19 protein-coding genes and 3 pseudogenes are annotated in these 21,863 nt (G+C 59.0%); 12 read left to right on the forward strand and 10 right to left on the reverse strand.

The annotated features are described in order from the left end of the window. Positions 1-242: 242 nt before the first annotated feature. Entirely contained in the window at positions 243-557 is a 315-nt protein-coding gene (locus ACG98I_RS13355) for a hypothetical protein (protein WP_394721033.1), read from the forward strand. A 66-nt stretch (positions 558-623) separates the two neighbouring features. On the opposite strand, the pseudogene ACG98I_RS13360 reads toward ACG98I_RS13355, so the two are convergent. Both ACG98I_RS13360 and ACG98I_RS13365 read right to left on the reverse strand, forming a co-directional pair. Beyond that, a pseudogene (locus ACG98I_RS13360) lies at positions 624-2,362 on the reverse strand (P-loop domain-containing protein). Positions 2,363-2,553: 191 nt separating this feature from the next. Further along, complete coding sequence (locus ACG98I_RS13365) at positions 2,554-2,823, reverse strand: antibiotic biosynthesis monooxygenase (protein ID WP_313677976.1); 270 nt, start codon at positions 2,821-2,823, stop codon at positions 2,554-2,556. A 259-nt stretch (positions 2,824-3,082) separates the two neighbouring features. Between ACG98I_RS13365 and ACG98I_RS13370 the strand changes: the two genes are divergently transcribed. The 6 genes from ACG98I_RS13370 (at position 3,083) to ACG98I_RS13395 (ending at position 8,048) form a co-directional block, all read left to right on the forward strand. Then, positions 3,083-3,262: a hypothetical protein gene (locus tag ACG98I_RS13370; RefSeq protein ID WP_394721032.1), complete on the forward strand. Its 180-nt coding sequence runs from the start codon at positions 3,083-3,085 to the stop codon at positions 3,260-3,262. Between the two features lie 82 nt (positions 3,263-3,344). After that, positions 3,345-3,704, forward strand: a complete 360-nt coding sequence (locus tag ACG98I_RS13375) for a helix-turn-helix transcriptional regulator (protein ID WP_290225658.1) — start codon at positions 3,345-3,347, stop codon at positions 3,702-3,704. Next, the gene (locus ACG98I_RS13380; protein WP_394721031.1) at positions 3,701-5,593 is read left to right on the forward strand and encodes a heavy metal translocating P-type ATPase; all 1,893 of its coding nucleotides are present in this window, start codon (positions 3,701-3,703) and stop codon (positions 5,591-5,593) included. Before ACG98I_RS13375 ends, ACG98I_RS13380 begins: the two co-directional genes overlap by 4 nt. A 542-nt stretch (positions 5,594-6,135) precedes the next feature. Further along, positions 6,136-6,495, forward strand: coding sequence for a VOC family protein (locus ACG98I_RS13385; RefSeq protein ID WP_394721030.1), 360 nt, complete (start codon positions 6,136-6,138; stop codon positions 6,493-6,495). Positions 6,496-6,835: 340 nt separating this feature from the next. Next, positions 6,836-7,309 (forward strand): Pycsar system effector family protein, encoded by a 474-nt coding sequence (locus tag ACG98I_RS13390; RefSeq protein ID WP_394721029.1) that lies wholly within the window; start codon positions 6,836-6,838, stop codon positions 7,307-7,309. A gap of 7 nt (positions 7,310-7,316) precedes the next feature. Continuing rightward, positions 7,317-8,048: an adenylate/guanylate cyclase domain-containing protein gene (locus ACG98I_RS13395; protein WP_394721028.1), complete on the forward strand. Its 732-nt coding sequence runs from the start codon at positions 7,317-7,319 to the stop codon at positions 8,046-8,048. Between the two features lie 9 nt (positions 8,049-8,057). Here ACG98I_RS13395 and ACG98I_RS13400 read toward each other — a convergent pair whose 3' ends face one another. The 4 genes and pseudogenes from ACG98I_RS13400 to ACG98I_RS13415 form a co-directional block, all read right to left on the reverse strand. Continuing rightward, positions 8,058-8,753, reverse strand: a complete 696-nt coding sequence (locus tag ACG98I_RS13400) for an adenylate/guanylate cyclase domain-containing protein (RefSeq protein ID WP_394721027.1) — start codon at positions 8,751-8,753, stop codon at positions 8,058-8,060. Positions 8,754-9,046: 293 nt separating this feature from the next. Continuing rightward, positions 9,047-10,021, reverse strand: coding sequence for an NAD-dependent epimerase/dehydratase family protein (locus ACG98I_RS13405; protein WP_394721026.1), 975 nt, complete (start codon positions 10,019-10,021; stop codon positions 9,047-9,049). A 377-nt stretch (positions 10,022-10,398) separates the two neighbouring features. Further along, entirely contained in the window at positions 10,399-11,508 is a 1,110-nt protein-coding gene (locus ACG98I_RS13410; RefSeq protein WP_394721045.1) for an IS30 family transposase, read from the reverse strand. 87 nt (positions 11,509-11,595) lie between these two features. Beyond that, positions 11,596-12,087: pseudogene (locus tag ACG98I_RS13415) on the reverse strand (transposase); the annotation flags it as partial. 18 nt (positions 12,088-12,105) lie between these two features. Here ACG98I_RS13415 and ACG98I_RS13420 point away from each other — a divergent pair. Next, positions 12,106-12,582 (forward strand): type IIL restriction-modification enzyme MmeI, encoded by a 477-nt coding sequence (locus ACG98I_RS13420; RefSeq protein ID WP_394721025.1) that lies wholly within the window; start codon positions 12,106-12,108, stop codon positions 12,580-12,582. Between the two features lie 70 nt (positions 12,583-12,652). Here the strand turns inward: ACG98I_RS13420 and erm are convergent, their stop codons facing one another. Further along, positions 12,653-13,507 (reverse strand): 23S ribosomal RNA methyltransferase Erm, encoded by an 855-nt coding sequence (gene erm / locus ACG98I_RS13425; RefSeq protein ID WP_016456425.1) that lies wholly within the window; start codon positions 13,505-13,507, stop codon positions 12,653-12,655. A gap of 2,206 nt (positions 13,508-15,713) precedes the next feature. Here erm and ACG98I_RS13430 point away from each other — a divergent pair. Beyond that, positions 15,714-16,022: a helix-turn-helix domain-containing protein gene (locus ACG98I_RS13430; RefSeq protein ID WP_022865471.1), complete on the forward strand. Its 309-nt coding sequence runs from the start codon at positions 15,714-15,716 to the stop codon at positions 16,020-16,022. Positions 16,023-16,193: 171 nt separating this feature from the next. Further along, positions 16,194-16,493 carry a hypothetical protein gene (locus ACG98I_RS13435; protein WP_024058949.1) on the forward strand — a complete coding sequence of 100 codons (300 nt, stop codon included), beginning with the start codon at positions 16,194-16,196 and terminating at the stop codon, positions 16,491-16,493. A 251-nt stretch (positions 16,494-16,744) separates the two neighbouring features. On the opposite strand, the gene ACG98I_RS13440 is transcribed toward ACG98I_RS13435, so the two are convergent. After that, positions 16,745-16,939 (reverse strand): hypothetical protein, encoded by a 195-nt coding sequence (locus ACG98I_RS13440; protein WP_394721024.1) that lies wholly within the window; start codon positions 16,937-16,939, stop codon positions 16,745-16,747. Positions 16,940-18,142: 1,203 nt separating this feature from the next. Here ACG98I_RS13440 and ACG98I_RS13445 point away from each other — a divergent pair. After that, a complete protein-coding gene (locus ACG98I_RS13445; RefSeq protein ID WP_394721023.1) occupies positions 18,143-19,381 on the forward strand; it encodes a hypothetical protein in 1,239 nt (412 codons plus the stop codon). 684 nt (positions 19,382-20,065) lie between these two features. On the opposite strand, the gene ACG98I_RS13450 is transcribed toward ACG98I_RS13445, so the two are convergent. Continuing rightward, positions 20,066-20,332 carry a hypothetical protein gene (locus ACG98I_RS13450; RefSeq protein ID WP_394721022.1) on the reverse strand — a complete coding sequence of 89 codons (267 nt, stop codon included), beginning with the start codon at positions 20,330-20,332 and terminating at the stop codon, positions 20,066-20,068. Positions 20,333-20,405: 73 nt separating this feature from the next. On the opposite strand from ACG98I_RS13450, the pseudogene ACG98I_RS13455 reads away from it, so the two are divergent. After that, positions 20,406-20,579 (forward strand): annotated as a pseudogene (locus ACG98I_RS13455) (IS6 family transposase); the annotation flags it as partial. A 57-nt stretch (positions 20,580-20,636) separates the two neighbouring features. Here ACG98I_RS13455 and ACG98I_RS13460 read toward each other — a convergent pair. Next, positions 20,637-21,838 (reverse strand): IS3 family transposase gene (locus ACG98I_RS13460; protein ID WP_394718078.1). Its coding sequence is split into 2 segments (ribosomal slippage): positions 20,637-21,544 and positions 21,544-21,838, totalling 1,203 coding nucleotides; the frame shifts between segments, so codons are not numbered across the junction. Positions 21,839-21,863 lie beyond the last annotated feature (25 nt).

Raw genomic sequence — 21,863 nt, forward strand, 5'->3', positions numbered from 1 at the left:
CTCAAGCCGATCCAGGAAGATTTAACGCCCAGGTCGAACGCGATTTACGTGGCGTTTACTCGCCATGTGCAGCAGGGGGTACGGTAGGCCGTCGCCATCGACCGGGTTGCGGCCAGTGGCCTCGGGTCCACGGGTTGGCCGAATCATCAACCTGGTCGTTGTTCTGCCTTCCACGCGACTTGGCGGCATGGTTAACCTTGGGATGGAAAGAATCTAGCTCATCGGGAAAGGATGTGTCCCCCATGAAGCCCTCTCGCTCCGCTGCCGCGATCATCATCGGCGCCGCTGCTCTTACTGGCGCCGCCGCACCGGAATCCGCCGAGGCCCCGCTGTCCTCGCTCTCCGAGGACGCCCCGGCGCCGCAGTATGAGGAGCACCAGTTCTCCGGCTCCTCCACCTCTGCACAGGCCTTCCAGGTGTGGTTCGACGGCGGCGAGTTCGTCCAGCCCACTGCCGAAACGAGGGATCTGCGCCAGCTTCGGGTCAACGACACTCAGGTCGCTGAGGCCGGCGACGTCATCTACAAGGATGAAAACGGTGACTTCTGGGTGAAGTAGCCCGCCCCACTTACCGGTTCGCCGGCACGCAACACCGCCCGCTGGGTTTGACCACCGGGCGGTTGTTTATTGCCGCAGGAGCCGCAATCGGTTGATCGCCGCCGCAACGTCCTGGAGCCGAGGCTCAGCGAGGCGACCCGAATTCTTCAGCCCCTCGTCCGCGGCGAACACCGACCGGCAAAAGCCCTCGTACTCTCGGGCGATGACGTCCCCGAGATCGCTCCGGCCGTTCAGCTGCTTAGCCACGCCGCCAAGGATGCGGGCAATCGCCTCGGTCTGCGAGGAATCCATGATCTGGCTCAGCGCCCGCAGATCCAGGTCGTCCTTGCCCACCTGAATCAGCTCCCTACCACGGGCACGTGGTGGCTTCGGCGGCTTCGGCCCGCGCCCATGCCCCTTGGCTCCACCCCGTCGGGCACCGCGACCGGCATGGCCGCCGTCCGGGAGGTCCGCGTGCAGGAAACGCTCGCCGAGCTGGCGAAAGGCCTCGGTCGGCTCGGCGGCTGTGGGCTGCTCGCGCAACTCCTCAGCACGCGAGGTCACGTCGTGCGGCGTATAAGAATCCATGGCGATAACAGTGTCGGCGACGTCGATAAATGCACCCGATCCACCGGCGACAATGACGGTCGAGACCCCGTAGTCCTCCCACAGCTCGCGGACGCGGGCGACCAGCGGGGTGATTGGCTCGCGTTCGTCGGGGATCAGCGCCCGCATGCGCTCGTCGCGGATCATGAAGTTCGTCGCCGAGGTGTCCTCGTCGATCAGCAGCATCCGCGAACCGGCTCCGAGCGCTTCATCAGCCCGGCTGCCTGCGAGGTCGACCCCGACGCGTTCGACGTGGAAAAGCTCGTCGTGTCCTCGTTCGACGGCAGGCCGTTGATGAACGGCGAGATGTTGACCCCCGTCACCGCGCGACCGTCCTCGGCGCGCAGTGCGACGGAGGTCGAATCAGCGACCACCAGCTCGCGGCCGTCGCCGGCAACGTGATTATACACCCCCGTGACCAGCGAGGACAGCAGCGTGGACTTGCCGTGATAACCGCCGCCGACGATCAGCGTCACGCCGCGCGGGATGCCCATGCCGTGCACCGTCTTGCCCGAGGGCAGCTGGAAAGAATGCGCGAGCGTCTCCGGCGAGGCAAACGGCGTGGCGCCGGGCTTCGGCCGCTGGCGGTTGCCCGCCTGCCGAGGCAGGATCGCGCCGTCGGCCACGAAACCAACGAGCCCGGCCTCCTCGACGAGCGTGCGCAGAACCTGCTGATCGTGTTCCAACTCCGCGGCCTCATCGAGGCTATCACCCGGCGCGTTGAGGATTGCCTCCTCGAGCGCGTCCGGCAGGTCCTCGCAGATGAGGTGGGCCGCCTGCCTGCCCATAATCCGGCGCCCGCGTGCAGGCAGCTGGATTTCCAGGCAGATTTGTAGGACGCCGCCCTCCCTCACGGCCGCGCCCTTGGCCGCCTCGAGCTCCGTCACGGCTGCCCGGCGCAGCACTTGCTGGCCGGGAGTATCGATGAACAGCCCGCGGCCGTGTTTCTTGAAGGCGTGCGCGAGCCGGCGGGTCAGCAGGTCCAGCGCGGCGGTGCTGAAGTGGCCGGGGCTCGTGCGGGACGCACCGTGGTAGCCCAGGGCCTCGATCGGGATCTGAACGCGGATCCGCGACGGCGGGGCGTAAGGATCGGACTGGACCTTGTCGATCACCAGCGTCGCATCCAGCCCCGGAAGCTCGTGGGCACCCCGCAGGGATTTGTACGCGCCGTAACTTTTCCCATCGAGGCCAGAGAGGCGTTGGTACAGGTCAGCTGGCATATGCACTCCTTGCCCCGGAAGCCTGAATAGCAAAAACTCGCGGGGCGAGATTGGGTTCCAATTTCTCCCCGCGAGTCTAACGCCCACCCGGGGCCGTGAACGAGGTGCCGGGTGAGCCATGCCGAGGCTCGTTGAAAGCGTCTGTCGCCTGGGTCCTCTGGGCAGCGGCAGGGACCGGCAGTCGGCGCAGCCTAGGGCTTAATGGAGTAGTCCCGTTGAATATGGGCGGTCGCACGTCCCCACTCGCTGGCCTTCACGCGCTCTTGGTGCGCATCGAAGGATGCCCGATCGGTGAATTGTTCGGAGACTCTCCACACGAGTGGATCCCTGGACTGCGTGACATTGAAGCGGAGGCACCCCGGCTCCGCGCGAGATAGCTCGATGTGCCGGGGCAAGAACTGTCTGACGATCGCGGCCTCGCCGTCATCCTTGCAGATTAGACTGCCCGTCAGTTCGATCACGCGTCACGAGCCTCCCGTATCAGATCCCACCCCACAGCAGTGCTGCGGTGGCTGGTCCCCCAGCCGGACTAGACGTTGAACTTGAAGTCCACGACATCTCGTTGCAAAGTTACTCTCTCGTTAACACCATCAAACGGAGTGCTATCCAATGAGAACGTTCGGCTTCTTAAGCTTCGGGCATTACGCCTTCGGTGGCTAGCGCGGGCCATCTGCGGAAAAGATCGCCAAGACTCATCTGGAGATCGCCCAGGCTGCGGACATGCAGAGGTTCGGCATGCAGGCCTCTGGTTCCGACCAAGTGGGCGCGCTGCCTGATGTCGGCCCCACCACTTTCGGCCGCACCTACGCCGCTGAGCTCGACAAGCTCATTGAGCAGCTCAAAGCCGACGCCGCCGTCATGTCCGCCGACGCCCTGCTCATCACCAACCCCATCGACTAATTTCTGCAGGTCGTAAGGCCTTCGCCCCAACGTCAGTTCAGTACGTGTTGAATAGTTCAGCAAATACTGTATAGTTCAGCACATGCTGACTATTGCTTCACGCCTCGACGTCATGAACCGGCTCGGCCGGGCCATGGCAGATCCGACGCGCTCCCGAATCCTGATCACCCTACTCGACGGCCCGAGCTACCCGGCCGTGCTTTCGCGCGACCTGGACCTGACCCGCTCGAACGTCTCGAACCACCTGACCTGCTTGCGCGACTGCGGCATCATCGTCGCCGAGCCAGAGGGCCGCAAGACTCGTTACGAAATCGCCGATCCGCACCTCGCGACAGCGCTCAACGCGCTAGTGAACGCGACGTTGGCTGTCGACGAAAACGCCCCGTGCATCGACCCTGAGTGCTCGGTGCCCGGATGCGGCGTGAAAGGAGCGGACGCATGAGTTCAGCATGTGGATGCGAACACGAACCCGACAAGGAGATCGAAGAGCGCGATCGGCCATGGTGGAAGGACCCCGAGCTGCTGCTACCGATCTTCTCCGGCGTAGCCCTCGGCATAGGGCTAGCGCTGGACTGGTCCGACTTGGAGACGCCTGCGACAGTACTGTTCTGGGTCGGCCTGCTGCTAGGGGCGTATACGTTCGCGCCCGGCGCGGTCCGGAACCTTGCCACGAAGCGCAAGCTCGGCATTGGCTTGCTAATGACGATCAGCGCGGTCGGCGCGGTGAGCCTCGGATTCGTTGGAGAGGCCGCGGCGCTAGCGTTCCTGTACTCGATCGCCGAGGCACTGGAAGACAAGGCGATGGACCGGGCCCAAGGCGGACTGCGGGCACTGTTGAAGCTGGTACCGCAGACCGCGACGGTGCTGCGCGACGGCACAGCGTCCGAGGTCGCAGCGAAGGACCTCGAGGTTGGCGAGCTAATGCTCGTGCGCCCCGGAGAGCGGATCGCCACGGACGGCATCATTCGGTCCGGGCGCTCCAGCCTTGACACCTCAGCGATCACCGGAGAATCCATTCCGGAGGAGGTTGCGCCCGGCGACGAAGTACCTGCGGGAGCGATCAACTCCGCCGGGGTGCTGGAGGTCGAGACGACCGCAGCTGGAACGGACAACTCGCTGACCACACTCGTGGACCTGGTCGAGCAAGCGCAGGCGGAAAAGGGCGACCGCGCCCGGATCGCCGACCGGATTGCCCAACCCCTAGTGCCCGGGGTGATGATCCTGGCGGTGCTGGTCGGAGTGATCGGCTCGCTCCTGGGCGACCCTGAGACGTGGATCACCCGTGCGCTAGTAGTCCTGGTCGCAGCGTCACCGTGCGCGCTGGCAATCTCCGTGCCGCTGACAGTCGTGGCCGCAATCGGCGCGGCCAGCCAGTTCGGAGTGATCATCAAGTCCGGCGCTGCGTTCGAGCGACTCGGCGGCATCCGTCACCTGGCAGTAGACAAAACCGGAACCCTTACCCGCAACCAGCCTGAGGTTACCGGAGTGGTCCCGGCAGACGGATTCGATCGGACGCAGGTGCTTTCCTTCGCGGCGGCAGTTGAGCAGCAATCGACACACCCCCTCGCCGCGGCGATCGCGGCAGCGTGGCCCGAAGCGCCCACCGCCTCGGACATCAGCGAGGAAGCTGGGCATGGCATCGGCGGCACTGTCGAAGGTCGACAGGTGCTGGTGGGCAGCCCCCGGTGGATCGACGCCGGGCCACTGAAAGCGGACGTTGAGCGCATGGAGTCCGAGGGCCAGACCTGCGTCCTGGTCACCGTCGATGACGCTCTCGCCGGGGCGATCGGGGTCCGCGACGAGCTGCGGCCCGAGGTTCCCGAAGCCGTGCAGACCCTGCACGCCAACGACGTGGAAGTAAGCATGCTCACCGGCGACAACACTCGCACCGCCCGGGCGTTGGCTGAAATCGCCGGAATCGACGACGTGCGCGCCGAGCTGCGCCCGGAGGACAAGGCAAGCATCGTCGCCGAATTCTCCTCCAAGACGCCGACGGCGATGATCGGCGACGGCATTAACGACGCGCCGGCACTCGCGGGCGCGACGGTGGGCATAGCGATGGGAGCGGCCGGCTCTGACGCCGCGATCGAGTCCGCTGACGTCGCCTTCACCGGCCACGACCTCCGGCTGATCCCGCAGGCTCTGCAGCACGCCCGCCGAGGCAGCAGGATCATCAACCAAAACATCATGCTGTCTCTGGCCATCATCATCGTGTTGATGCCGCTGGCGATCAGCGGCGTGCTGGGCCTGGCCGCCGTCGTGTTGGTTCACGAGGTCGCCGAAGTCATCGTGATTTTGAACGGCCTGCGGGCTGCGCAAGCGAAGCGCTGAGCCACACTTTTGATGTCGAGCTTCACCGACACGGTCCGCGACTACCTGGGCAGTGTGTTTGGCAAAGGGACCCACCCATCAGTGTTGCCGAGCCGTCGCCGGTCCAGTTGCCGTAACCGACTAGATGCAGATTCTCCACTTTAGGTTCGCGGCCGCGCATAAGGTGGCGGAATGAGCCAAGTGCCGGACGGAAACCGGTGCACCAGATCAGGTGGTCGTGGTCGAGCTCGCTCAAGCTATCGACGATGGGGGTAACGGTGAGCTGACCGGAGTTGCGGAGCTCACGTAGATGAGGAAGCGCGACAATGTCCCCGAGATTCGGGCCGGAATCGCCGCCGAGAATCCGGCGGCGGCTGCCCGCGTTAAACGTTGAACTTAAAGTCCACGGAGTGTCATAGCTGTTTAACGTGTGCGAGATTCATTTCTGCCCCCAGTCGCTGGCGTGAACCTTGCACACAACTACGGCAATGGTCCCTGGACGGCCTTGCCTACTGAGCGCCCGGCACCCCGCATCGTTGCAGGCGCGTTTCCGCAGCCCTACAATGGAAACCATGAGCGTCGCCGACTTCAAAATCCGCCAGATCACTTTCGACTGTCACGATCCATTAAAGCTCGCTGAGTTCTGGTCCGCTGCCACAGGCTGCGAGATCGCCGCAGATTACGGGGACTTCGTCCTGGTTGATTCCACGCCCGCTCTGGGATTTCAGCGCGTGCAGGATCCCACTCCTGGGAAGAACCGCATGCATATCGACGGCGGCGGGGCTGACCGCGAAGACTTGGTGGAACGACTGAAGGGGCTAGGCGCTACCGAACTCGGCGCCCACGAGGCGCCGGGATTGGTATGGACCGTTATGCAGGATCCCGAAGGCAACGAGTTCTGCGTCGGCAGCCCAGACGCCTAGCTAAACGTTAAACTTGAAGTCCACCACGTTTCAGTGCAGGGTAACCTCTGAATCAATAGGTGGCGCTTCCGCCGCAGTCGCCCCGGCAGCTGCGGGGGGCAGGAGCGTAAACCGTCTTCAAGCTCTACCCGTGACTGCCAGCTCGTGGGCCCCATTTGAGGCTCGCGTCTAACGGACGTTCCTGAAGTATCTATGTAAACCTTTGTACTCTAGAGCTATGTTTCGAATGCCGTCTCGGCGCGGTGGACGACGGACCACCGAGGGCCATCCGCACGACGCGACCACGCTCGCCAGCTCACCCGAACCTAACCCAGATCACGCATGGAAGACACTCGCATTGGTGAACGAGTGGATTCGCCACTCAGATGCGAAGGCCAGCGTGACACTTGCCTTCACCGGGGTGATGGCAACAATGACATACAACCTCGCAAAGGACTTTACTTCCCGGACTGTATTGTTCGACACACTCGTTGGTATGGCCTGCTTGTTGCTTTTTATTACCGGCGCTTGGTGCGGATGGACGCTGACCCCGAGAGTGAAGGACAAGGATGCAGATCGAGACGCGATCAACAGGCTGTTTTTTGGAAGCATCGATCGAAATTTCAGGGGCAAGAGACATGAGTACAGCGAGGTACTCCATGTACTGACCTCTGACCCTGTTGAGCTGACGAAAGATCTCGCTGACCAGATACATGTCAATGCTCGGATTGCCACGGTAAAAGCATCCGCCGCAAAGTGGGCCATCCGGTACGCTCTCGCTGCAGGAGCCGCTATCGCAGTCCTGGCCCTCGTTGTCGGTATCACGAACAGTTAGGACGCAAATGGACGGCAACTACAGACCGTATGACTGGACAGCCAGCTCGGCCCGGATCAAAGCGATCCTGGATCAGCCGGCGGGAGCGTATGAGGAGGTAGACGGGCTCCCCGACCGAGACAAGCTCACGTTCTCCAACGGCTTCTACGGCATGTGCTCGGCAATCTTTATTGACATCCGAGATTCGTCCGGCCTAACGTCGAAGCATAATAGGCCCGTTCTTGCGAAGATCTACCGGTCGTTCATCTCGGAAATGGTGGCAGTCCTAAACTCAGACGCCTATGTGCGCGAGGTGAATATCGTCGGCGACTGCGTGTGGGCCTCCTACAAGACGACGCAGGTCAACCACATCGACGATGTGTTCGCTACCGCAGCGCAGGCCAATACTCTCTTGAAGCTCCTCAACCACCACTACGAAAAGGCAGGGATCACCCAGCTCAGCATTGGCATAGGCGTTGAGTACGGGCGGGTTCTCATGATTAAGGCGGGGTACAGCGGCAGCACGATCAACGACGTCGTGTACATGGGCGACGTCGTCAACAGGGCAGCCCATCTAGCGCACCTGGCGGGACGCGGTTGTGGATCGAGCCCGGTTGTCGTCGGAGGCGTCTTCTACTCGAACCTGAACGATCAGAACCAAGGCCTACTCCGACCGCAGTGGACGCCCGACATCGGAACCGTGTACCAGGGAAATCCCGTCATCCCGCAGATGGACGAGTGGATCAGCTCCCTCAGTTGACATCTCCCGTCAGACAGACCACCAGAACGTCGACCCATAGATCCGATAGCCCATGTCGGAGGTCCCCAGGTCAGTCCACATGTTCTGCTTCGGGTTACCCCCTAGCTTCGAGGTCTCATTCAGCCTGTTGTAGACGTCGGCGGTGATGTAGGTCGGGTAGCGAGGATCGAGCGCAGCCAGCTTCGCCGCATTGTTTGCTGCGTTCCCAACCCACACCAAGTCATTGCTGCCTCGGATGCCTGTTCGGGCGACGAAAAGCTTCGAGGTATCGATGCCAACCCGCTGCTTGAACACGAAGGTGCTCTTCGGGTACTTCTCGGTGATTTTCGCTGCCACGATTCTCTTCGATGCCCAATTGATCTGGAGCCCGCACTTTGCGGCGGCGGTGTTCTTCAAGTCTCCGATAAACACGCCCATGACGCGGTCCCCGTCGTAGGCCGTGATGATACCGCCTCTCGCTCGAATGATCTTAGCTGCACAATAGAGATAGCTCTTGTAGACCTCCGCAGCGAACCAGTCCTTGTACCCCTTGACCATCTTCGTCGACGACGCAAGATCCGCGTAGAGGACAGTTGCGTCGAGCTCGACAGCAAGGTTCTTCAGCGGAAGGTCATCGGCGTCGGGCACCTTCTGGCCTGCGCGATGTTCCCACTGTTCGTCGACGGTCTTCTGGACGTACTCCTCCAGGTCATCTTTCAGACTCATGCCGAGGCTCCTCCCCACGATCGCTCTAACCGTTTACTCATTCAGCTTAGCCATTGCGCGGTGTCAAGGGGTTGCTGCAATAGGTCTGCTCGCGACCTTTCACATACTCCAGAGGTTATATGACGAAACAGAACTCCACGGAGAGGCGAAAGAAGACAAGATCGCTCCCCGTCACGAAGAGCTAGCACCACCGAAGTTGCCCTCAGCCAGATTCGGACTCATTCTCACAGTCAGTCGCGGAACAAGAACAACTCAGCACGGTCCCGACTGCAACTAAAACTGTTCCTCCGAAGCTAAATACCATCTTCTAACTGCTGGCGAAGCACGACTTCCTCTTCATCGCTGAGTCCAGCGAGTCTTTCCCCCTGCTGTTCTTCTTCGAATCGCAGCGCATCCGCCAATGTTTCTTTCAACGGGCGAATCCGCAGGCCAGCTTCGTAGGCTGCGGCGCAATCGAGTAGCGCGATGTTGCGAAACTGTTCACCTGGTACCCACAACGGCAACGATTTTGGGCCCATCCACGGGGTTACATCATTAGCGAGAAGCAGTTCATCAGAGCAAGGTCGCTCCGTAGCCTCCGATACGGTTAACTCACGCGAAATCTTGAACACATCAGACAAGGAAGTAGCGAACCCCGTAGCGTTAAAGGTTCCGAAAGTCCCAACTTCTGCAGACTCAACTATCCAGCCTGCAAGGTCCTTCACATCAATCATAGCGATGGGAAACGCCGGGTCTGGGACGATCACGTTCTCACCCGTGGGATGCGCGAAACGCCACGGATAGTAACCACTGCGCCCTGTTTCGTCGCCGTAGCCGGCAATCAGACCGGGTCGAACTACCATTACCGACCGATTTGTGCTGCGATAAATCGTTTCGCAAGCAGACTTTGCGGCTGGGTATTGCCCCATGTTCTCCATGTAGTCAATTTCAAGCGGAGCGACTACGGAATCAGACTCGGAAGAAAAACTTCCCTGATCCTCATATACGCTGCTCGAAGACACAAATATACGATGCTTGGCCTGGAGTTTCACCGCCGCATCCCGCGCATGCTTCGGCTGACTCGTCACATCCACAATGGTGTCCCAAGTTTTCCCCGCAACCTCATCGTACGCACTGTCACGGTCACGGTCCGAACTCACAAACTCAGCTCCGTTGGGAACCTTCCCGTTACCCCGTGCAAGGCAAGTAACTTGATGTCCTCGCTCGACTGCTGCAGCCGCAATGTGTCCTCCAAGGAAACCGGTACCACCGAGCAATAAAAAGTTCATGTCATTAGTTATACACGAAACCTTCTCACACGTGACCAGTCTTAATCCCAGCGCATCCAAGCTAGATTCAGATGTCAGAGCAGGGTTACCCCACCATCTGCCAGAGCTTCTTATTCGGCTAACCTACACATTGAACTTAAAGTCCACGGAGTGTCGTCGATAAATAACTATTCGATGCGCAAAGTACAACGAAATACCGCTAGAAACAGACAACATATGGGGGTGCACAGAAACACATATAGGTTCTGCGGAAAACCTATAGGGTGCGTCGCTAAAAACCGCTGTGCGCGAAAAACATAAAGGGTTTACGGACCCGGTCCCAGACCCCTCAATACTCTGAGCCGGAAGAATGGAAAGTGGAAGGTTGATGGGCGGGATCAAGCGGTTAATGCGCCACGATTGAATATTTGCTGGAGTATCTCACGTGGGGTTGCTCCGCCGAGGACTTGTCGTGGTGTGTCGTTGAGTTCGTCTTGCACCCAGGCGACGTGCTCGGGGGTTACTTCGGCGAAGTCGGTGCCTTTCTTGTAGAACCGGCGGCGGATCTCACCGTTGGTGTTCTCGTTGGTCGGCCGCTGCCACGGCGCGTGCGGATCGCAAAAGTACACCTCGCAGCCGTCTTTGATGCGCACACGTGCGGTTTCAGCCATTTCCACGCCTTGATCCCAGGTGATGGTCTTGAGCTGTTCAGCGTTGAGGTCTTTGACCATCTGCTGGATCGTTGCAATCACCGTCATCGATGTGTGTTCGGTGGGCAGATGACCAAGCAGGGTGTAGCGGCTGGTGCGCTCCACCAGGGTAATCAGCGCGCTTTTGCCGCCGGTGCCGATAACAAGATCGCCTTCCCAGTGCCCGGGGATTGCCCGGTCGTCAGCCTCTGGGCTGCGCTTGGTGATTTCAGCACCTTTGATCCACGGCTTACCCGTTAACACACCGGCATTACGGGGCCGGGCTTTTCGCCGCTTGCCGCCACGGATGAGCACATCTTGGGTCTTCATCACCGCTTCAAGCTCGGCGCGCAAGCTGCCTTTGCCCTGGAGGTGCAAGGCGCTGTAGATCGCTTCGTGGGAAATACGCATGCTTTCATCATCGGCGAAAGCATGCTGAAGCCACACACTGATGCGCCCGGGCGACCACCGGCGGGCAAGACACGTCACCACCACAGCACGAAGTGCCGGGTTGTCGTCGAGCTTGCGCACCTTCGGCCGGTGCGCACGCGCCTTGGCGCCCAGGCCGGCTTGCCGGGCGTTGTAGTACACCGTGGCCTCACCGTCTTCGCCGACAACTTCCCACCCGTTGCGGGCGATTTCCCGGCTGATCACGCTATGGTGGCGCCCCAGAAGTGCTCCGATCTGCCTGGCTGACATTCCCTGGTTGCACCCATGTTGGATCGTCAGGCGGTCTTCATACGACAGTCGGACTCCGCGGCCGACTTTCACACGGTCCTCGGCATAGTCGGCAGGCGCGTGGCCTGCCTGTGTTTTCATTGGTGCTGGCACGGAATCAACTTTGCTGTGTGCAGGTGGTTTTACCGTGCAAGCCTCCGGCGTGTCCGCGCGCTGTGACGCATCACGGTTTCCGCCCGCCTTCTCCTGGCGTGCTTGCTGCACCCAGCGATACACCGAATTCGCAGACCGGTCGAACGCCGCCGCAACCTTGTCAACCGGCTCACCAGCCAGCACCCGTGCGACCGCGTCAGCTTTCTGCTGCGGGGTGATGCGGGGCTTTTGCTGCAGTTCGGTCAGCACACCGACTTTCGCCAACCGCTGGTACAACGCCCCTGGTGACATGCCTAACGTCGCAGCCGCATCCGGTACCGACATACCTGAAGCCACCAGCGCCACCGCCTCGTTGATGAGCTGGTCGCGTGCACGTGCCAACGCCTTCTTCGGTGGGAGTGCGCCTGCTTGCTTGACCCATTCATAAACCGTGGCCTCTGCCACACCGGCCTCACGAGCAATCTCGCCGACATCATCGCCTGCAACAAGCCGCGCCACAGAAGTAGCCTTCACATCTTTCGGAGTCCAACGACCAGCCACAACAACCTCCAAGTCGAGGTGGCGCATTCACCCACTGACAACTCCATGTGTATCCCCACTATTTATTTTTTCCGTTTTTCGGAGTACATCGGGAGCTACAACTGCGGACCAGCTCTGTGTGAACTAGATGAGAAGGCGCAGCAGCGAATCATCGACGCTGGACAGTTGGTGCTGCGGGCACGCGAGCGGCACCCCCAGCGGTCACTCGCGGAGCACTACAACCCGTTATCGATGGACCCAATTCTGCTCAAGGCTCACAACAACTTGGACCGGGAAGTCGATAAGGCTTTCGATGTGGCACGCAAACTCACCAACGAGCGCCAGCGCCAGGAGCTACTGTTCGCCAGCTACGGGGAGTTGGCGAGGGGCTATGTCTCCTCGCTTTCATCAAAATCGAAACCACCAGCAGGGTCGTTCCCCGTGCGGGTGATTTTGATCGGTCCCGCTGCTGGGTGTAGAACCCTGTCGCTGGCAACGCCGGGAACTATGACTGTGCCCGACGAGAACACGTCACTGCCATAACGCGGCTCACGGTAGACGAACATGGGTCGTTCACTACTACTGGTGGATTTCGGTTTTGGTGGTGGGGGGATTACCGCCGCCGGCCTCGATTTTTCCGTTGAGGAGGGCGTTGACTACTTCCCGATTGTGAAATGGGCCGATGGCGCGGTGAAGAGGAACCAGTCACCTGGAAGAGATCGATCCAGTCGCTGGTGTGCAATCTGGGAGGTAGGGTTGCGGGGTCGATTCCTCGCGAGCGCAACCATGATTGTGTCTCTGAACGTGATGAAAACAACCCTGCCCTTCGGAGAATTTCCCCTATCCCGCGTCCCCGGGCGGTGAAAACGGTGTGCACCATCGCCTGAAAGGCTTTGCGTTGCTCTATCGGGATCTTCGGGTCACCCACCCGGCGGATCACTAAGATCCCCCCGTCAACGTTTGGCTGTGGCCGGAAAGCAGACCTTGGTACTCGGGAACCAAGGTGAAACGTGAACCATGGGGACCACTGAGCTGTCATCATCGTGCTTGCACCTACCCCGGCCCGGCGGCGAGCGACTTCCCACTGCATGAGGAGTACAGCGGCAGTCCATGCCGGCGCATGCAACAACTTTCGAAGAATGGCAGTGGTGAGGTGAAAGGGAATGTTTCCCACAATGACGCAGGGAGTGGCGGGTAACGGGAAGTTGAGGAAATCATCATGGACCACTTCGACCGACGCCGAGGCGGTCTTTTTTGTGAGTTTGGCAGCTAGTTTTGCGTCTACCTCAACTGCCGTTATTGCCCTCCCCAAGTGGGATATCGGGTGAGTGAGGGCACCGCTTCCTGGCCCGATCTCAATGATGGGGCCGGAGGTTTGTTTTACAAGATCGACGATGGAGTTGATGATCTTGTGGTCTGTGAGAAAATTTTGGCCATGTTCGTGACGGCCGTATCCGTATGTAGACATCAGGTGTGCTCCGTGGAGTTGAAACGGAGCCGGGCATGGCAAATGGCCGCCCGGCTAAAGGACCGGAGCGGTTTCTAACCTGCGGGAGGGAGAAAACCGCCTTAGCGGCTGGTGAGCGGCCGCATGAAAACGGAACATGAAATCAACATGGGCCTATCGTATCCAATTAATTTCGCAGGGTCCAATACGGTGAGAAAGAAGACAACCGCACCGCAACAGTGCAAGACCTCTCTGGATTGGAATTTAATTGAACATGGGTTTGGGGTACGACGCGCCCTACTCGGAGTGGCACGGACACTACGGCTGCGCGCCCACACACAACAGTAAAGAGCTCGGCAATGCACAGACACGTAACGAGAGCGCCACAAATGTATGTACGTTTAAGTTACAGCATCGACACTGACGCTCCACATGGAGGGACGGCCGCAGCCCTGCAGCAAGCACACGGCAGGGTGTCTGCTTCGGGCGACGTGAAATTACGCAGAAAAATACGAAACACATCACCGCAGGTCACGGTAGGTATTTGCGGGTCATTTCGTAATCTCGTAAACGAAAAGAACAAAACTACGAAACACAAAAACATACGTTGAGCAGCGTAAATGGTTTTCGTTTCGTAATTTTTCCACTTTTTGAAGAAAATCTGAATAAGAAGAGACACCTTGATTGCGATTGTGTCCCGTGTCACATAGCTACAACCCCTGCAGCGTGCCCTCAACGAGGACGCTCTGTGTCGTAGACATGTGCCTGCAATGCGTGTCTGTGTCTCTCTCTTAAAAGGTTTGGGTCGAAATACCGCAAAATTGCGAAACACCGCCGAAATGTGACGTGTCTATGCAGGTCACAGCGTTATCGCGTGTTTCGTAGTTTTGTTCTTTTCGTTTGCGGAAATCACGAAACCGCAGGTAGAGCGTTTCGTAATTTTTTCGTACTTTGATCGGCAAATTACGAAACGAGGTCAAAACTACGAAACGAGCACACTACAGACGTGTCACAGGTCACAAAAAGGCGCGCCACGGACATGTTGCAGTGTGGCAGTATCTCGGCCGTGTCACATCGCTAGATCTGCTGCAGCTGCACTGTCACCGTGCTGCCGTACGTCATAGACACACGTCTGCAATGCGTGTCTGTGTCTCTCTCTTAAAAGGTTTAGGTCGAAATACCGCAAGATTACGAAACATCCCCGAAATGTGACGTGTCTGTGCAGGTCACAGCGTTATCGCGTGTTTCGTAATTTGGTTTTCCGATTTTCGTAGTTTCACGAAACCGCAGGTAGAGCGTTTCGTAATTTTTTCGTATTTTGATCGGCAAATTACGAAACGAGGCCAAAACTACGAAACGAGCACACTACAGACGTGTCACAGGTCACAAAAAGGCGCGCCCCTTGCGTGTCACCGTGCTGCAGCGTCCCGGCCGTGTCAGCTAGCTACAACCCATGCAGCGCGCCCTCAACGAGGACGCTCTATGTCGTAGACATGTGCCTGCAATGTGTGTCTGTGTCTCTCTCTTAAAAGGTTTAGGTCGAAATACCGCAAAATTACGAAACATCCCCGAAATGTGACGTGTCTGTGCGGGTCACAGCGTTATCGCGTCTTTCGTAATTTGGTTTTCCGATTTTCGTAGTTCCACGAAACCGCAGGTAGAGCGTTTCGTAATTTTTTCGTATTTTGATCGGCAAATTACGAAACGAGGCCAAAACTACGAAACGAGCACACTACAGACGTGTCACAGGTCACAAAAAGGCGCGCCCCTTGCGTGTCACCATGCCGCCACACAACAGCTGCCCCACCACAACACCCCAGCCGTGTCACGTGGCGTGTAGAGACGTACTCGGATCTGTCTTTAAAGTTCAGGTCGCAGGCTATTGTGCGCGACGCATAAGTTTCGTACGATGGCCTCTAGACCGTATGTGGCGTTTTAATTCGTTTCTGGTCTAGCCAGCCGCATACGGGGGATAACCCCGAGGATAATTCACAAAGAGATAGTCTCTCGACCGTGATAGGCGCGGTTCCTCCGACGAGATAGACCGGTTGGCAACGGCATTGCCAACCACAAAAGCGGTCAGGTAGGGAGTAAGCGCTCCCGTAAAGCAATGGGACGGCAGACCACCGTTCTAGCGAGTTGAGCACGGCACTCCAAGCCGCCTGAATAGCAAGCCGGTAAAGCACCCCGCTCCGGGACAGATCAATCTGCCCAGGAGCGTTTTTCTATGTCCGAAAAGGACACGACTACCGCTGTCGCGCCACGCTTTTACACGCTGCAAGAACTCACCGATCTCGGTGTCGGCTCTGAGTCCACGTTGCGAAAAGCTATTAAAGAGGGCCGTCTTTCATTCCACCGTTTCGGCACCGCCTATCGGATTCGCCAAGACGATCTCGACGCCTACCTCGCGGCCGCACGCCGCCCTGCCCCGCAGCTATTTGACGGCTTCGTCGATGCCGTCGTGGATGCAGCGCCCCAACTGACAGATGAGCAGCGCCAGCAGCTCGTCACGGTGCTGGGTGGTGCGAAGCACTAGTGCGGACAAACCCACCTACGACGAGATCCCGCCGCTTAGCTCAGCTAGCCAGGCTGGGTCTTGAGCTGAGTGCGAGGGCTGATGGGTGATGGTCGTGCTACAACACACGCGCGCTCCACCGTCGTGCCCCGAGCCCAAACAAAGAATTCACTCAATCAAGGAGAACAAACCATGTCTTTCAGAGACGATTACGCAGCAGCGCTGCGCGATGAGCAGCAAGCAAAAGATACCGTGAACGAGGCGCGCCGTGCACACAAAGCGACAAAGGAGCGCCTTGCGCAGTTGCGCAAGTATGCCGAAGAGTTCGAGGTGAATCTCGACGGTGACAAGTCCGCCAGCACCGAAGGGGACGGTGACAAGTCCGCCAGCACCGAAGGGGACAGCGATACACCTGAGAACGGTGACGGCGACACGCCTGAGAGCACCGAGGGCAGTAAGCCGAAGCGGCATCTAGAAGTTGTACCCGACTAACCCTTTAGCCGTACACGCAATCACCTCATGTGTGTACGGCCACGCGGCGTGACGACGTACAGCCGTCACGTTTGATGTCGCCACACACCCCGCTCGCAAGGGCGGGGTTTTCGCGTGTGTGCGGGTGGCTGCGGCACCGCTACACGTGACACTGTCACGATGCTTGCGCCGGTATCGGCGACGGGGCATATACACGTCTGCCCCGTCGCCTGGATCATCCGCCACATGGCTGGCGGTATGTCGCGCTGCTGTTATGCGCGGTTCTGGCCGGCATAGTCTCGTGTGGATGTGAAATATGCCGAAGACGGGGCCGTGGGTGCAGCAAAGACAGCAGCGTGGACAGAGCAGATTTCAGCAGCTGTGCTGCTGAAGATGCAACCGCGACGGCAGATGATATGCGGCGGACGCCGCATCATGGACGCGTCGTGAGATACGCCAATATCCATCTCGGCAGGCTTGCCGTGATGGAGCGTTTCGTGATGACCCAAACACGACACATCGATGCTGGCATATCCGAATGTATATCAACGGGATATATCGGATTGCCAGCAGTGTCGTGACGTAAAGCATGGGTCATCACACAAGGTGCAGCGCCAGCTGCACTATTGGGCACCTTGACCGGAGCGCAGCGGAGGGAAAGGTAGACCCAGCCAGACCGAGCGAGCGAGGTCTGAGACTGGGGCTGTAAGGGGCGGCGCGCCAGCGCCGGGCAGCGGGTTATGCGAGCGCCAGCGAGCAGTAATACCCGGTGCAGTGCCTCGGCTATGCCGAGCGCCGGAGCGCAGCGGAGGCGTCGCACCCCCTTATGCCCTTTTCCCCCTTCTACCCCTATAACGACAAACATATAGGGGTTTTGACACAGAAGGGGGCTGCGACCTGCGTGTTTCGGGTCTTTACGTGGTCTTCGACCCTTACCCGAAACGGCCCGTTGATGCGCGAAGCGCACATGGTGCCTACACAAAACTTGCAGGTCGCCACGCTGTGCGCACCACATGCGGCTACGTCCGTTGTATGTCGGTCTTAAAGTAAGGGCCGATGACGGGTGGAAACGCCGCTTGCGGCGTCTTCCCGCGTCATCGCGCACGCCGTGTGCAACGTGAGCTTGCGAACGTGCCACGGCGTCGAACCGAACGGCAAGACCGACATCGTTTACGTGGTGCGCACAGCCACACCCTGCACTCTGGCACCGCCGCCAGGCGGTTATTGCAGGGTGTTCCAAATCCCGCAGCGAGCCATCCGCCGCAAGGCGGTGTTGATGCTGCTGCGGGGGTCAACGACACGGGCTGAGTAACACACTCCATATCGGCCCGTGCAACAAGCACACTATCGGTGCAGACGTATCACGCTCGCGGTGGCCATATGCGCGACAGCGCATGTGATGAGCACCGCCAGCGACGTGTGTTTCGCAGCGCGTCGCGCTGCAGCAGATCCAGCGGCAGCTGTTGATGCAAATGTGTAGCGCCGCGACTCGATTGGTTCATCTTTGTGGCAGCGGCTGTACGGCCCTGTGGCGGCCGTAGACGCCTCGGATGGACGGAGTGCGCGTGCAGAAGAACAGTTTCAAGACGTCGCTGTTCGTCGTGTATCTGCCGAAGTCGATGTGCAAGGAGATCCCCGACTACTACACCAGTGAGGTGGACGGGCGCGAAGTGAAACGTCCGCGCTATGTCGCCCGCGACTACGAGGAAGCAAAGCAGTACCTCGAAGAGTCAATGCGCTGGCTTGCAGAAAACTTCATCCCCGGCGGTATCGACGCAGTCGCTGGCGGTGATATGAACTTTGACGAATCAACGCCACACATCCAGTTCCAGGCGGATACGTTCTCACCGAAGCCCGAAGATCCCGACAAGCTCCGTTGCCGCCCCGGCATCGCGTACAACACTGACACCTCAGTGCGGTACACATCCGGCCCGAAGAAGGGCAAGCAGATCTCGGGTAACCAGAAGTTCATCGACGCGCAACGGGGCCTGCGCGAACACATGCACTCGCTCGGCTATCCGGTGGAACTAGAAGTCTCCGAACGTCATGACGAGTCACTCAACCTCGACCGCTACACCGAGCAACAAGACCGGGAGCGCGATCTCGCCAAGCGCGAGGATGATGTGGAAGTCAAGAAGCGATCCGTGCAGCGCGACATGGACGCAATTGATCGTGACCGCGAGCAGGCTGCTAAGGAACTTGAACAGGCGCAAGAAGCCCGCGAAGCAGCCCAGCGCGTACAGGAGAATGCTGAAGCACAGGCTCGCGAGGTTGCCGAGCGTGTGCTCAAGGAAGCACGCGAGAAGGCCGAGCAAGAAGCCGAAGAGATCCGCAGCGAAGCACGCAAGGATGCTGAGCAGGAGTTGGGCCTGGCCGAAGCGCAAGCAGACGAGCTGCTCGAACGAGCCGAAGAGACTGCGCGGGCCAAGGAGGGCGATATTACAGCCGCAGCTCGCAGCGAGGCGGAGGCGATCACTCGCAAGGCCGACGAGGCACGTAAGCAAGCCGAACGAGACGCAGAAAAGATCCGTAGCGAAGCACGTGACGAGGCGAAGCGTGAGGCAGAAACGATCCGCAGTGAGGCCACGCGGGACGCTGAAAACACACGTAGCGAAGCGCGGAGCGACGCTACAGACATCCGCGATGCAGCACGCAGTGAGGCCGAAGATGAAGCCGCCATCATCATCGAAGAAGCGGTGAAGTCAGGACAACAGTTGGAGCACTTGGATAAGAAGTTCCTGGTGCAAGAACTGCATCGCAGCCCAGAGTTGCTTGAGCGTTACACGCTGTTCAGGCAGTCGCAGACCTCAGGCAAGAAGGGCGGGGCGCAGCAGCGTGCCCGCGAGCGCATCGAGAAGCGCCGCCAGCAGCAACAGCAGCGTGATCGTGATGGCGGTATGGAGTTGTAGCACTGCTCTCCCCTGCCCTGTACGGCCTTCTGCGGGCCTAACAGGGTGCCGTCGGCGTCGTAGGTCATTGGCGGCGGGTAAACGGCTGGTATTCAGCGAAAATCGAAGAAATCTCGGCTAGGCGGGGCTGGTGTCACTACGTTGCGCAGTGAATTGGCCTGTTGAGTGGCGGAGATAGTGCGCAGCACGTCGGTGTGTACGACGGGGCATGTGCTGCGCAGAAGAGATGTCCGTAGAAGGGCCGACAGAATGTCGTTGTCATTCTGTTGCGTAGTAAAGGTGTCAATAGGATGACAAACCACTTCACTGCCCAATTCACATGTCATTAAAGTGACAGGGCATTTGATTGCGCAGTAAACGTGTCGATGAAATGGGTGCCCAATACACAGTGCAACCTACGTGTTAATGAAATGTCGCGTCCACTACATAGTGCAGTGAATTGCGCAGCAGAAACGCCAGTAAAAGCACCGCTGCACTGCACTGTAAAACAGCACGGGTGATGTGCAACAAAGCGGCGTGTGAAATGCACCGTGAAATGTCAGTGCACCTAGAGCAGCACCATCGCTATTCCCCTACGACGTCCGAACTGCGACTTTGACCCGGCGTAGACATAAAGAAAGCGCTGGGTGTTGCTCCCAGCGCTTTCTTTTACGACCTGATCCGGTGCGTTGTTGGTGTCAGTAGCTACTTAACCACCGGGGTGAGGACTGTAAGACCGCTTGAAGGGACTCGCTTCTGGTCATTTTTGGAGTCGTAAGCAACGAGGTGGATCATGACATCGCCGCCACCTCGCACATCGAAAGTACGTTCAACGACTTCACCGACCGGGACGGTGAATTGGCCGAGACGCTGTCCGTCACGCGAAACCGTGACCTTGCCGATGCCGCCGTTGTTCGGGATTGTGTCGGACCAAGCTGCCTTGAGGCTCAGGGTCCGCATGGTATCTGGCACTACATACTCTTTGTAGGACTCACTATTCCAACCCTGCCCATCAGTGGAGAGGATCGATTTCTTGTAGTCCTTGCTGAAGCGGATCCTCGGGCCGAAAGACGCGTTTAAGAACCGGACATCTGCATATCGGACGTTGAAAGGAATGGAGGCGATGCACTCATTGCGGAAAGGGCAAGGCACGATGTTTGTCTACGGGCAACCGAACCCGGACGCGGTGATCGTCAACCGGGTCTTCGAGACTGCCTGAGAACGCCCACACGCAGCGAGGGGCCCGACCCCCGGGAAGTGGACACGGAGGATTTAATCAAGAAGCAGATCTTAGGATAGCAGGACAGCGCTCCTCAAACACCACAGGAGCCAGATATTTACACCAGGAATGTCGGCGCACCGTGTTGTAACGGGTACACCAGCGGAAAACATCCCGCCGGCAGATCAACTGGTTGGCAAAGGTCTTGGAATCTTGAAGGACTTCCCTCTTCAGGGCCGCGTTGAACGACTCCGCCAAAGCGTTGTCCGCACTGGTCCCAATTGATCCCATCGACTGCCTGATCCCCAACTGGGTGCAGGTGTCCTGGAACGCATTCGATGTGTACACACTGCCGTGGTCCGAGTGGAAAATTGCTTCCTTCATGCTCCCTCGCTGGCCTTTGGCCATCACCAGCGCATCCTGCACCAGTGATGTGCGCATGTGATCGGCGATCGCGAAGCCAACCAGCCGGCGGGAATAGCAATCAATGACCGTAGCCAAGTACATATTCGACCCATCTGCAATCGGCAGATAGGTAATGTCACCGACGTAGACCTGGTTCGGCTTGTCGGCAGTGAATTTACGGCCGACAAGGTCAGGGAACACTGGTTTCTTCTGATCTGACACGGTGGTGGTGACCTTGCGTTTCTTGGTGTAGCCAAACAGTTTGAGTTCACGCATGATCCGCGCAACCCGCTTGTGATTCACGGGCTCATGACCCGGCTGGTCTTTAAGTTCAGCCGTAATCCGCTTGGCCCCGTAGCAACCATTTTCGGCAGTGAATACAGTCTTGACCCGTGCACCGAGGATGGCGTCGGATATGAGTCGTTTCCTCCGGGCTGAGCTGCTGTTTTTCCATTTGTAATAGGAGGACCTGCTGAGTTTCAACACGTCACATAACCGCTTAACCGAATGGTTCTTCTGGGCGTCGTCAACGAACTGGAAGCGGATCACCAGTTCGTCTCTTCCGCGAAATATTTAGCAGCCTTTCGCAGGATATCGCGCTCTTCGCGTAAGCGGCTGACTTCCCGTTCCAGCTGGCGGATCCGCTCAGCCTCGGTCACCGACATCGACGAGGGCGACTCTGCGGTGCGGGTTTTGGTACGCGCACCTGTCCCGTACTTTTTCAACCAGTTATGCAGGGTGGCACGGTTGATTCCGAGGTCCACGGCGATGGTCTTGAGCGAGGCACCTGGGGAGTTCTCGTAGAGCGCAACAGCGTCGCGCTTGAACTCCTCTGTGTAGGTCTTGCGTGGCATGGTGGCAGATTACCTTTCCCAGCAT

This window comes from Corynebacterium sp. L4757 (assembly GCF_043673995.1).
GTDB lineage: Bacteria > Actinomycetota > Actinomycetes > Mycobacteriales > Mycobacteriaceae > Corynebacterium.

Bases quoted from the DNA above. Each gene is read 5' to 3' on its own strand.
- ACG98I_RS13355 (WP_394721033.1), top strand. From the start codon at position 243: ATGAAGCCCTCTCGCTCCGCTGCCGCGATCATCATCGGCGCCGCTGCT.
- ACG98I_RS13370 (WP_394721032.1), top strand. From the start codon at position 3,083: ATGCAGAGGTTCGGCATGCAGGCCTCTGGTTCCGACCAAGTGGGCGCG.
- ACG98I_RS13375 (WP_290225658.1), top strand. From the start codon at position 3,345: ATGCTGACTATTGCTTCACGCCTCGACGTCATGAACCGGCTCGGCCGG.
- ACG98I_RS13380 (WP_394721031.1), top strand. From the start codon at position 3,701: ATGAGTTCAGCATGTGGATGCGAACACGAACCCGACAAGGAGATCGAA.
- ACG98I_RS13385 (WP_394721030.1), top strand. From the start codon at position 6,136: ATGGAAACCATGAGCGTCGCCGACTTCAAAATCCGCCAGATCACTTTC.
- ACG98I_RS13395 (WP_394721028.1), top strand. From the start codon at position 7,317: ATGGACGGCAACTACAGACCGTATGACTGGACAGCCAGCTCGGCCCGG.
- ACG98I_RS13400 (WP_394721027.1), bottom strand. From the start codon at position 8,753: ATGAGTCTGAAAGATGACCTGGAGGAGTACGTCCAGAAGACCGTCGAC.
- ACG98I_RS13405 (WP_394721026.1), bottom strand. From the start codon at position 10,021: ATGAACTTTTTATTGCTCGGTGGTACCGGTTTCCTTGGAGGACACATT.
- ACG98I_RS13410 (WP_394721045.1), bottom strand. From the start codon at position 11,508: ATGAAAACACAGGCAGGCCACGCGCCTGCCGACTATGCCGAGGACCGT.
- ACG98I_RS13420 (WP_394721025.1), top strand. From the start codon at position 12,106: ATGTGTATCCCCACTATTTATTTTTTCCGTTTTTCGGAGTACATCGGG.
- erm (WP_016456425.1), bottom strand. From the start codon at position 13,507: ATGTCTACATACGGATACGGCCGTCACGAACATGGCCAAAATTTTCTC.
- ACG98I_RS13430 (WP_022865471.1), top strand. From the start codon at position 15,714: ATGTCCGAAAAGGACACGACTACCGCTGTCGCGCCACGCTTTTACACG.
- ACG98I_RS13435 (WP_024058949.1), top strand. From the start codon at position 16,194: ATGTCTTTCAGAGACGATTACGCAGCAGCGCTGCGCGATGAGCAGCAA.
- ACG98I_RS13440 (WP_394721024.1), bottom strand. From the start codon at position 16,939: ATGGATATTGGCGTATCTCACGACGCGTCCATGATGCGGCGTCCGCCG.